At 35.5% G+C, this 12,223-nt stretch carries 10 protein-coding genes; 1 reads left to right on the forward strand and 9 read right to left on the reverse strand.

Features of this window, described 5'->3' with window-relative positions:
- Positions 1-1,158: 1,158 nt before the first annotated feature.
- The 7 genes from F0000_RS28225 to F0000_RS07115 form a co-directional block, all read right to left on the reverse strand.
- Positions 1,159-1,281 (reverse strand): hypothetical protein, encoded by a 123-nt coding sequence (locus tag F0000_RS28225; protein ID WP_255452658.1) that lies wholly within the window; start codon positions 1,279-1,281, stop codon positions 1,159-1,161.
- Between the two features lie 5 nt (positions 1,282-1,286).
- Positions 1,287-1,448, reverse strand: coding sequence for a hypothetical protein (locus F0000_RS27645; RefSeq protein WP_188112043.1), 162 nt, complete (start codon positions 1,446-1,448; stop codon positions 1,287-1,289).
- A gap of 7 nt (positions 1,449-1,455) precedes the next feature.
- Positions 1,456-2,484, reverse strand: coding sequence for a YhcG family protein (locus F0000_RS07095; RefSeq protein ID WP_149624020.1), 1,029 nt, complete (start codon positions 2,482-2,484; stop codon positions 1,456-1,458).
- 89 nt (positions 2,485-2,573) lie between these two features.
- Positions 2,574-2,864: a hypothetical protein gene (locus F0000_RS07100; RefSeq protein WP_149624021.1), complete on the reverse strand. Its 291-nt coding sequence runs from the start codon at positions 2,862-2,864 to the stop codon at positions 2,574-2,576.
- A 201-nt stretch (positions 2,865-3,065) separates the two neighbouring features.
- On the reverse strand, positions 3,066-3,947 hold the full coding sequence (locus F0000_RS07105; protein WP_149624022.1) for a tyrosine-type recombinase/integrase: 882 nt from the start codon (positions 3,945-3,947) through the stop codon (positions 3,066-3,068).
- The gene (locus tag F0000_RS07110; protein WP_149624023.1) at positions 3,940-4,896 is read right to left on the reverse strand and encodes a tyrosine-type recombinase/integrase; all 957 of its coding nucleotides are present in this window, start codon (positions 4,894-4,896) and stop codon (positions 3,940-3,942) included. Before F0000_RS07110 ends, F0000_RS07105 begins: the two co-directional genes overlap by 8 nt.
- 39 nt (positions 4,897-4,935) lie before the next feature.
- Complete coding sequence (locus tag F0000_RS07115) at positions 4,936-6,546, reverse strand: hypothetical protein (RefSeq protein WP_149624024.1); 1,611 nt, start codon at positions 6,544-6,546, stop codon at positions 4,936-4,938.
- A 133-nt stretch (positions 6,547-6,679) separates the two neighbouring features.
- Here F0000_RS07115 and F0000_RS07120 point away from each other — a divergent pair, with 133 nt between their 5' ends.
- A complete protein-coding gene (locus tag F0000_RS07120) occupies positions 6,680-7,009 on the forward strand; it encodes a helix-turn-helix domain-containing protein (RefSeq protein ID WP_149624025.1) in 330 nt (109 codons plus the stop codon).
- A 495-nt stretch (positions 7,010-7,504) separates the two neighbouring features.
- Here the strand turns inward: F0000_RS07120 and F0000_RS07125 are convergent, their stop codons facing one another.
- Together F0000_RS07125 and F0000_RS07130 are read right to left on the reverse strand one after the other, a co-directional pair.
- Positions 7,505-7,834 carry a hypothetical protein gene (locus F0000_RS07125; protein ID WP_149624026.1) on the reverse strand — a complete coding sequence of 110 codons (330 nt, stop codon included), beginning with the start codon at positions 7,832-7,834 and terminating at the stop codon, positions 7,505-7,507.
- Positions 7,835-7,846: 12 nt separating this feature from the next.
- Entirely contained in the window at positions 7,847-12,223 is a 4,377-nt protein-coding gene (locus tag F0000_RS07130) for an RHS repeat domain-containing protein (protein ID WP_149624027.1), read from the reverse strand.

Consider the following 12,223-nt stretch of genomic DNA (forward strand, 5'->3'; position numbering starts at 1 on the left):
TTCCTTCTACACTTTTTTTAAAAGAACGTATGTCTTATCGACCTTGTAAATATAGTAAAATTCCGTCTTTGTATTGCCAGCCACATCACCAAACCTATCTTTACATAATTGGGCATTATGGGTACTTTCTTATGCCAACACTACACCCGCGCCCCATAATACAACTATGTAAAATAGGCGCGCACAGACTGCTAATATTGAAGATTTGATGTTTAAGGCACGATTTTTACGGAAGATATTATAATATTATAGCGGTATAATTGTGTCGTAGACGTGATTTGGACGGTTCTAGTGGCATTTTTAATGGTTTTGAGCTTGTTTACGTGACGTTCAATCGGCACTTTGCCTAACACTTCAAAAGTGGAAGATCACAACCGCATTATCCTTTTCAATCTTCCACTTTTGAAGCGTTTTTCCGTATGAGTAAGAACGATTATTATTAAAGTTGAAGTGCGCAAAGGCAGTTAGTTGCCGAGCTTCAACTTTAATAATAATCATAGCCTAGTGGCGATTGAACGAAGCTGCGTTGCACGCAAAACTGGCGAAGCCGTAGCGGAGAGGAGCAGCCGACACACAAAAGAGAACGTAGTGGTTTTGTGTGCCAGACGATTTTTATGTTTTCCTATTTATCAAAATATAAACTTCAACATAAATAATCGGCTAGGCTGCGACCAAGCGGCGTAGCCAATGAAGTAGCGGTTTTGCTTAAATTAATATTCAGCGTTAGCGTACCTTATTGTTTTTAAGCAAAAAAGTAGCTGCGGGTGATAGAGGAACAGAGCAAGGCTATTTGTTTGTAGTGGAGACTGACGACCGAAGGTGAGGAAGTTGGAGCGGTATGGAACAAATGCTTTTTCTGCATTTGTGGAATAACAAAAAATAGCTTGCGGCGTGACGAAGGAACTCCTTATAACAGCTTATTACAAAAGCCCTTTTCGGGCTGATGTGATAATAGTAAATCGGAGGCGATAGCCGACTCACTTGGCTTTTATCCTATGAAACAAAAATCCCGAACCTTTACGATTCGGGATATGTGCGATTTTTCAAAGAAAGGTTTACCCTTCCCGTAAAATTTTCTCCATTTCAGCTAAAATGGCTTCATCATTACAATCTAGTATAAATTGGATGATTTCTAACTTTAGCTTTATAATCTCTGATTCATTCATTTTCATTATGGTATTTTTTAGCAGCTTCTAATATTTGTTCTAACAATACTTCGTCCTCACAAGTTGATATGAACTCTAGTAATTCTGCTCTCATTTTTTCTGTTTCATCTTCCATATCTTTTAAAACTTTTGTTTTTCTTCTTCTGTTAATGCATTCCACCATTCTGGCTGCACCATTTTCTTTCTATATACCAATATACTTTTAATCACCTTAATGAATAACGGGTCTTTGATAGTACTTATCTCTTCTTGTATTGCTGTTATTTCTTTTTCTATATCCATTTACCTACTATTTCTTATCTATGAACTTCTGTAAATGTTCTACAATTTCTTCTGCTGACGGTAATAGTTCTTGCATGTCTTCTGGTAGTTCTTCTGTAATTCTATAATCTGCAACACCCATTGGAGCATTCACACGTTTTAAAGCATATTCTACAACGGTTCTATTTTTTCCTTTACAAATGATGATTCCTATGGATGGGTTTTCGTCTTCTCCTTTTTCTTGCTCATCTAATGCGGTTAGATAAAATTGCATCTGTCCTGCGTGTTCTGGCTTAAATTTTGTCGTCTTTAATTCGATAACCACTAAACTCTTTAATCTCCTGTGATATAACAACAAGTCAACATAAAAATCATCTTCTCCAACAGTTACTTTATATTGATTACCTATAAAAGCAAAATCAGATCCCATTTCCATTAAAAAAGAACGTATGTTTTTTATAAGTCCGAGTTCCATTTCCCGCTCTCCATAATTTTCACTCATTCCCAAAAAATCAAAGCTATAACTATCCTTGACTGCTAATTTTGCCTGATGTCTATATTTCTCTTCTAAAGTCTTGTCAAAGTTGGTTTGATTCAATAAAAAACGTTCATAAGATTTACTTTCTATTTGATGGATCAATACATTTTTTGTCCAACCATACTTTTTAACCATTTGGATGTAAAATTCACGTTCTAAATCATCTTTACATTTCTCCATTATTAAAATATTATGACTCCATCCTATTTCTTGCACCAATGGTGCAAGTTTTGAGTTTTCAGAATATTTTATGTAAAACTTACGCATCCTCCAAAGGTTATCCGTAGAAAAACCTTTTACTCCAACAAACTCTTTTTGTAAATCTTTTGATAAGGTTTCTACTACTGATTTTCCCCAACCAAATTGTTCTTGCTTTTCAACAATAGATTTACCTATTGCCCAGTATAATTTGATTAATTGCTTGTTTACCTGTTTTAAAGCTTCGTATTGAGATTGATATACCTGTTCTTTAATTTCTTGTAAAAAAGTAGTGTAAGTTGTTTTGTTTATTTTACTCATAATTACAAAGTTATTATTTTATCTTGTTTAGATCGTATTCATTAATAAATCCCGAACCTTACGATTCGAGATTTATTAGTATTAGTTGTCTACATTAATTTAGATGCTGATTGTATTAGTTTTGCTATTCCTTCAAGTTCATCAGAAGGATAACTGGCTAGTAGGATTTTTGATATCCAAAACATACAGTCTTTCATATCCCTGTTAGTTTCTAGATCATCATTTAACTGACTTAATAAATTCAGGTTTTCTAATAAGGTATGTTGCATAAAACTTAGTTCACCCAAGTCAGTTACAGGGATTCTAATATATGTTTCTTGGGTTTTGGTATCGATATGTACCGTATTGGCATACTTTGCCGTAAATTCTTGTAAATTCATTGTTACAGTTTTTAAGGAGTGAAAGAACCCGTTTTAGCCTTCCTTCTGTACTGTAACATACAGCGCAAGGGTTTCCCTACTTGCAGACGTGACGGGCATAATTTTTAAGACACTGTTTTCGTGGTTACAGTTTTAAGGAATAAAAATACTATGTTTTTCCTGTTTAAGGGCTTCTATTTTGTGTTTTCATAATGTATTATTTTATCCTATTGGATGATATTTATCGATATCAGTTTGTAAATCTTCTAAGTCATTGATTAGATACGCTTCCGTAGAACTTACAAAACGGTGTCCTGCCATATATTGGGTTTCCCGTAGGTTGTAATTTTTGAGCCAATGGGTAATAACCGAAGTTCGTATTTGTTTAAGGCTTTCTATTTTTCTGCTTTGCTTACGTAGTTGCTGCATTAGTTTTTGAAGGACATTACCTAGTTGTAAGCTATTTCCTGTACTGACTAAAAATAGATCGGTCTCTTTTTGGGTTTCCGATAATATGGCTTGCCTAGTTTGTAAGGTATATTCCATAATATCTAGTATTTGGTGGGATTCCAGTTTTAGGGTTCTTTCGTTACTTCTTCTTGTCGCTGCGATGTAAATGTTTCCTTCCCGTAGTTTTACATCTTGGATCGTTAGTTTTTTGAGTTCTGTAGTAGTAAGACCTTGATATACCAATAAACTAACGATAATTTCATTACGCTTTTCAGATGGGCTTTGACTTGATAATTCTTTATAATCGTAATATAATTTTTGGAGTTCTTGCTTACTAAGGATATGATATAAGTTTCTACGTTTGATGCCTTTAATATCAATATTTGTGGTTGGATTATCATTTCGTAAGTTTCGTTTCACGACCCATTTATAATAATGGTTTAAGCTGTTGATATAGGATTGTATGGCACGACTACCTACATTTTTGTTTCGTAGATGTTGGATATAACCTAGCAATTCCCTGTAAGTTGCTTGTTCAGATTCTATTTGCTGTGCATCTGTCCAAGTGATAAAGGCGAGTAAGTTCTTTTGATAGGTAGCTGTGGTTTGAGAACTAAAACCTTTTGATAACAAGTAGCTTTTAAAATCATTCATCTTGTTGAGCTATTAAGTGAGTGTAAATTTGTGTGCTTTCTAGGCTGGTATGTCCTAAAAACCTGCTGATATTTTCTAATGGCATTCCATTTTGAAGTAGGTGTGTAGCGATACTATGTCGTAATACGTGCAGGCGTACATTTTTCTCTTGTAATACAATATCATCAGTTCTTTGTTGTAATATTTTTAATCGTATGGCAATGGATTGTGCCGTAAGTTGTTTGCCACGTTCACCTATGAAAAATGCACTTTCTGTTTTGTCTTTTATCAGTATTGGTCTGCCATCGTATACATATTCTTGCAAGTAGTTTAGGTTGGCTTTGTTGATGGGTACAAACCGTTCTTTATTAGCTTTTCCTTTTCTGACGTGGAGTATCTGCCGATCAAAATTAATATCCTCTACTTGTAAATGATACCCTTCATTTCTGCGTAATCCACAACCGTAAAATATGGTTAGTATAGCACAGTCACGCAGCGCAATCGCTTCAAAAAAGTATTGGGGTTTGGTGTGTTTTATATTTCTGGGATAATGTCTTGTAGCTTTGTATAGATGCCTAATTTCTTGTATAGTTAAGGTTTCGATTGTTCCTGTGTCGTCTTGCTCCCAATCAATGGATAATTTAGGTAAGGTTATTCTACCATTTTGGCGTAAATAGTCTGTAAACTTGTAAAGTGCTTGTAAATGTTTGTTCAGACTGCCATTGCTTAGTGCTCCACCTTTTCTATCATTACTACGTAATTTTAGATGGTTATAATATTCTTTGATAATCAGGTTATCTAGTTCTTTGATATGAGGAATATTCTTTTGTTCTAAGTAGTAGAGTAATTCCCGTATATGATTTGGCAGATTATAAACGGTACTTTCTGCATAACCTAAAATATCCAACCATTCCTTAAAAGAAGCTTCTAAGTATTGGTAACTTTCATTTTTTAAGGTTAATTTTCTCATTGCACTTATATCTTTTGAAGGAACACAGGAACAGTTAGTCTAATTGGCTGTTTTTGTTTTGTTTAACCGTTCCATTTTAGATTTGGAACGCTTTGGAACACTGGAACGTAGCGAGTCGCCACAGACAGTATTTTTAATCTTACTTAGACAATCATCTAAAACCGTTTGTATTTGTGCTTCTAACTCTTGGTATTCCTTCTCATTGGTCAGTTTATAGCGATTGGTTTGTTTTCCTTTTTGTTTGATTAGCTGTATTAAATAACTATCTATTAATTGCTTGTGATACCGCCATTGCGTAGTTTTTGGTAATCGTAATTGCTTACGGACTTCTAATGCTGTAAAGTCCTTTTTCTTCTTCGTTTTTAGATACTCTTTTAGATTTTCAAGATAATTTCTACAACTTCCCGTAAGTTCATCACTTTTACGTAGTAATACTTCTTTGAGTAACATATTTGCATTTTCAATATCCTCTAAGGTGGTTTCAATATACATTTCACCCGTTTCCTTATCTGTCTGTTGCTCTCGTTGGTATTGATAGTAAAAGGTAATCGCTTCTATAAATTGTAAATAGTGATTGTTGGTTCTTCGTGGTTTAAATACTGATTGTGGAAGATTGAGTTTATTGGCATATGGATTTCTTACTGTAATAGGTTTAAGTATTCTTTGAGTGTTCTGTAAAAACTCTTGTATTTCTTTTTGTTCGTAAGTATTTATTTCGCCGGCAGATAATTGACGTTGATACCCCATTATTTTCTCATCCTGTATGGTGCTTTCATCGAGATATATTAAAAAACTACGATTTGCATTATCTTCATAAATATGTTCTTTGGTGGTACAACCTGCAACACAAACAGGGCCTTCTACCACAAGATATTTTGTTTGGGTTTCTCCTTTATGATTTTTACTGGCAATGGTTTTTACAATACGTTTTTTAGTTTGTAGCTCTCGTAATGGATAGAGTGCATTTTCTGCACCGTCTAAATCCTCTATTAATATGACTTTGTGTTTGAGTTCTTGTTTACCAAAGTAATAGAATGCGTTTTCTGATAAGGTTGTGATACTTACCCGTTCTTCTTCTGGGATAAGTTCTCCCACAGATGATTGCAAATGTGTTTTCCCTGTTCCTGAACTTCCTAGACTTATGACGTGTAGCGGTTGTTGTCGTTTTCTTGATGTAAAGATTAGATACATTAATAATCTATTGGTTTCTTCTCCGATTACGCCGCTTTTACCGATCAAATCATTAGTCGTTTGTAGTAAGTCTGGTTGTGTTAGGAAGGTTTCTGCGACTTCTTTTTCTGCTATATTTAATTGTTTTACTTTAGGTTTTAGGTTTTCCTCTTTTTGCTTAATCAGGTTTAACTTGTATTTTTCTAGTTCTTCTGTGAGTTCTGATAAGTTGGCTGCAATAACATTTGTACCGATTTCTAGTTTTTCAGCACATTTACGTATGAACTTTTCTAATTGTGTATCATTATATAAATCTAGGTTATGACGAACTGGTGGTCTACTGCTTTCTTGTAATTGTACTTTGACTGTGATACGCATTCTATCCAATCCTTCTAATCGTATACCTCCTAAGACTGTTAGTTCTAGAATGTCATTTTCGTAAATGAGTTGGTCTGTGTTATCAATCTGCAATTTGTTCATAACTCCCTAAATCTTACTATTTAGGTTCAAATATACCTAAAACGTTTTAAAAAACAACTCAATCAATTGTTTTTAAACCTAAATAAGTCCTTTACATTTGTGAAAACACACTATTTAAGGTAGATTTACGATTATGAAGTTTGCAGAACGGTTACAGGAATTACGAAAAAAGAACAAGTTCTCACAAGAAGAACTGGCTAAACAGGTAGATATACACGTTAATGTATTGGGAAGATATGAGCGTGGAGATTCTAACCCTTCTATTGAAGTAGCTACCAAACTGGCTGATGCACTTACCGTATCATTGGATTATTTGGTTGGCAAAACAGAACTACTCGTTGATGAATCAATCACCAACAAAATACTGACCATACAAAAACTACCCGAAAAAGATAGAGAACATATCCTATTTGCTCTTGATGCAATGATCCGTGATGCAAAAGCTCGATTGGCATATTCTTAAAAACAAAAACAGCCACATTCTTTTTATAGATCGTGACTGTTCTTACTTTATTTTCTTACTCTTATCTACCAATCTGATACGGCACGAAGTCACAGACATTCGCGCAGCACTCCTTTTTTTATTTAATCATTCTTCGGAGAGCGAGTTGCAAAAACCTTTGATGTATCTGTAGATTATCTAATTGGTGAAGGACAACTTTCTACTTACAATAAAGATATTTTAAAACGTATTAATGATATCGAGCATCTACCAGAAGAAGACAAACAACATATCTTTTACCTTATCGATAATCTAGTAAAAGCAGCAAAACTAAAAACCCTATAACCCACAAATAAAACAGCCACATCTGATATACAAACGTGACTGCTTTTACTATTTCTTACTCTTATCTGACAATCTGATATGGCACGAGCCAGAGCCATCGCGCTAGCCGTTACTTAATTTCGCTCGCACCAGCTTGGGCGCAGCACACCATACTTCGTAGAGCAGGGTAATTTATAAGACACTTTTTTTATAGTCTTCAAATGATATTTTAGAGTCCCAAAAGTCTAAGTTTCTAGACCAAGGAGGACCTTTAATATCTGCTACAAAATCTACTAAAAAATCATCAAAGTGTCTATTGTAGTCTGTTTCTTTTGAGCAAAACGTTTGATAATACTCATTTATATATTCTTGAATTTCTTCCTTTGATATTCCTTTTTTTCTTATTTCTAATAATAAAGGAACTCCATTCAATAAGCTATCTCGATAGTTATATTCTTGTTTTAATATTGAATTAAAAACGGATTTAAAAAAATCATCAATATTTAATTTATAATTTAACATTTTTTATAATTATTAGTTGGCTCTTTCCCAGTAAGGAGCTGTTGAATGTACACGTGTTCTAAAATTTGTCAAACTGGTATGATTTGATGGGATTACAACTCCATGTGTAGGACCATCTTGAAAAAAGCTTAAACCATGGATTTGTAATTTAACTATATGAATTCTCCATAGTGGCTTATTAGCTGTTGGAGGAGGATAAGTAATAGCTCCGTTCCACGGAGTGACTGACATACCCATAAGTTCACTTGGGAATATATGTGTATTAGGTCCTGCTCCATTAACATCTTTTGTTCTTATACCTAATTGAGCAAGAGATTCATCTCCTATTTCAGGCATGCCATTGGACATTCGCATAGCTCTATAAAGATATAATTTACTTTCATCTTCTGGTTTATCATAATCAGATTTAGGCATATTATATATAGGATTTTCAAATGACGAAAATAAATCAATCATTTGTTTACCCATATATAAAGTAGCAAAAAAACCAGGTAGTGGGCTTGGATTCTGTAATCCACCACCGCCAGGAATCACACGCATTGGTGCTTGTGGTATTAATCTAGGTGCACCTGCTAAGTTAGTATTAGCAGTTATTAAAACTTCCCCTAAATCACCACCATAAAAGGTGTCACCAGAAACAAAACCATCATCACCGATTAAAGTATGAGATCCAGGAGGTAAATTACCACCATTACAAGGAGGATCAGGACAACTAAAACCACCATCAGGATCAACCATTGTTATTGGGTTATTACCCATTCCTAGATAAGGTGAGTTATACTGCCCTGCAGGATCGGTCGTCAACCATCGACCAATTCTACTATCCCATAATCTAAGTTGGAATGCTTCTTTTCCAGTTTCGGGATCTACTTCTTGTCCTTGGTATGCGTATCTGTAATCTCCTTTTAGGTTTCTGTTAGGCATTGGCATGCCAAAGGGATAGTAATCAGTTTGTCCATATTGCTGTAAAGAAATACCTTGTCTATCTCTACCCACTACAGCACGTACATTCCCCAAATGATCGGTAAGCTCATACTTGCTGGAACCATCTACCCTATTATAAATCCCTAATCTGCTAGCTCCGTAGATAGTAAGGTGTATGGGTAGTTGATCTCTATAAATTGCTATAGTTGTACCTCCTGCATCACGTACATAATGTTCTGTATAGCTTAAGTTACCATTTGTAGGATTATAAGACTCTTTGCGAACTCTATGATTTTTATCATTGTAAAAGAACTTCACCAAGGGGTTGTTATTTTTACGCACCTCGGTCACCAATCCACTGGCGTTGTAAAGATAGGTAATCTTTTCTTCTTTGTTTTCTATTAATTGACCTATTTCGTTATATATATAATTATCTCCATCCTGATCTTCGATATCATCTGCATCAGTTATAGTACCTACAGCATCATCTACCCGTAATAATTGATTGGGTTTAGCTGTTTTATACGCATACGATAGCTTATCCATAGCATTGCTACCATGAGCATTATTTTTATTACGATTGAGGGTTTGGATATTTCCATTAGCATCATAGGTAATGCCATATACATTATAATCCTCTTCATCACTTACACTACCGGGATACCTTATTTTTGCTTCAAAGCTAAGAGCGGTTGTCGCTGTAACACTAAACCCCGGAGCTAAGGTGATAGCTTCACTTACTTCTACAGTTTCACTGGTTGTGACCTGCTGGTTTCTGGTTGCTGTGGGTGCTATATTTCCTTCTCCTTCGGTAATCGCTTTATTAAAACTAGCACCTTGTAGCCAGTTATTTTTATTATATTCATAATAATATGTGCTTGGTGTGGTCGCCATATCTGGTCTATTGGTGTTCCAGGTAATGGCTTTGATATTTCCATTATATTGATTTATACCTGCGCTTGTTTTAGGGATAGCATTAGGGCGGGCATAGTCATTATTATAATAGTGTAAGGTCATCCCAAAAAGATCATTGCTGTCATTACCAGGGTCGCCATTGGCATCAAGACTAGGATGGTTGATACTTTTTAAGGCTCCATTAAGGGTATATACATAATCTATCTCTTGCAGCCCTTTTGCAAGGTTTAGGGTTTTTAACTGCCCTGTCTCGGTATACTCATAGCTGGCATGCTCCGTATAGTTGGTTCCACTCGTAGAGGTTTCTACTTTGGTCAGCCTATAATCATCGGGATCATAGGTGTACCTGTGTATAAACTGATCTTCTTTCCCTTTTTGATATAGTACCTGATTTACCTGACTACTCACAGGATCATACACATAATCAATAGTTTTAGCGCCTAATCCGGCGATATCCTGTATGATCCATTGCACCCTGCCATAGATATCATAACTATAATAAGTAGTCGTATTATCGTTCTCTGTTTTAGCCACATTACCTGCTAAAAACGAAGGATTGGCATACCTACTGTGTATCCCTGATAAAAAGTCTTTATCTGTTTCTGATATAAAATCATAGGTGGTTTTATGAACCTCTTTACGAAATCCAATAGGAATAAAATCATCTGGATTTAAGTCATCAAATAATACTCTTTTTGGAGCTCCATAAAAAACACCACTTTCTATAGGCCTGCCTTTATCATCATAATTAGTATATGAAAACTCTTCAGTGCCATTAAATTCACTTACCGTGATCTTTTGTTTACTATTCTGAGAAAAACGTATTTGTCCATCACTGCGATACTTAAACCAGGCATCCCCTTCATCAGGACTGTGTGTATGGGTCAATTGCCCTAGGGCATTATACTCAAAGATACTTTCCAGATGCTGCAAAGGTTGCTTACTGCTTAGTAATCTACCTGCTTTATCATACTCATTAAGGCTGTAGTCATAGTAGTTTTCTGGATAGGTTACAGTTACACTATCCGGGATATAAGATTCTGGATTAGGAAATGCAATGCGATAAAAGCCAGGAGGTAAGTCTTGTTTATTTATAGTTACCAGTTTTTCTGTAATTAAATCAAAAACCTGTGTCCCAGAGGCATATCGCCCAGTAACCGTAATTCCAATACGCCCTACAGGAATGTGTATATCAACATATCCCTGTTCTCCAATTTTTACAGATGCTGTGCGTGTATTATCAGGATTTCCTTGTTCATTACCACTACGAGCTGCTGCCAATGTACGACCATCGGTATCGGTAAAAACGACACTCTCTACCCCGTGTACATCCCTTGCTACGGTTTTGATAACTTTATAATCATTATATGCATTATCCCCAAAAGCTCCGGGTTTTGATAGTTCCTGTCCAGCTGGCATAGAAAACACGTATTCATTTTTCCATTGGTCATCCATTTTATTACCGCCAATGGTTTTTAAGACTGTTCCGGGGTTAAGTTCGCTATAAATTGTTCGGGAGTAGGGTCTGTTGGTTACATCCTGAAAACGATCACTACTATTGTTATTACTATAATACCACCCTAGTGAATTGGCTTGCGCTCCTACTGGAGATGGGTTTTCTATATCTGTTTTTTCGTAGTCAGAGATTAGATAAGGATCTCCGTTTGATTTTTTGATAAAATCATCCTGATAGCCTGGTTCTGGTGTTGTCTCACCTGATAACCAGGGAGATTCTCCAATAGGAGCACTTAGGGTATGGAGTGCAGGTCTTCCCTGATGGTCATAGCGGGTTTCATTAGCCCAGATTTTTTTGCTTTTAAAATCCCAGGAAAAGGTTTGGGTAGCTTTGCCCAGTTCATCAAAATAGGCGTGTGTCTGCCCGATTGCTTTTCCTGTAATATCAAAAGATCGGGTGTTTATCCAGTTTTTGTCATCTGCTGGGATAGAGAAGGGGCAGCCTTTGTTGGGACCAGGAACAGTAGGACAGATGTCTCCTGCTCTGGATACCCATCCTGGGGGAGGTGTGTCAAAATCCGTACCATAAAAAGGTGTTTCACTATAATCTCCCCAGCCATCACCATCAGAATCTACATAGTATGCAACTCCTGCTGCTTGTGTTATGATTACTGTAAAATAGATATCAATTCCACTTCCACCATTATCAGGATTATGATATTTTAGTGTCACGGCAGTTTGCCTGGGAAATAAATTTCTATTGGGATTTACATAAATATGAAGCAACCCTTTTCCAATCTGAGAAAGATGGTCAACTCTTGTTATCCAATCAGAACTAATAGAAATCTCAGCACTTGGTGTTGGAATAGAGCATTGAGATGGATTCAGTATATATCCCACAGTAGAAACTCCACCTGTATTTGTTACATTAAGTTGAAAGGGGGCATTAGACTCAAATGTAATATTATTACAATTATTGATTTGCGTTTCTTTTGGTAGTAAATTTTCTAAATCACAAATAGTCGTTGCTCTATTTTTCTGAATACCTATCAGTAATAAGCAATATATGTATATTTTTAATGTCTTAGTATTCAT

It is taken from the genome of Aquimarina sp. RZ0, assembly GCF_008370685.1.
Lineage (GTDB): Bacteria > Bacteroidota > Bacteroidia > Flavobacteriales > Flavobacteriaceae > Aquimarina.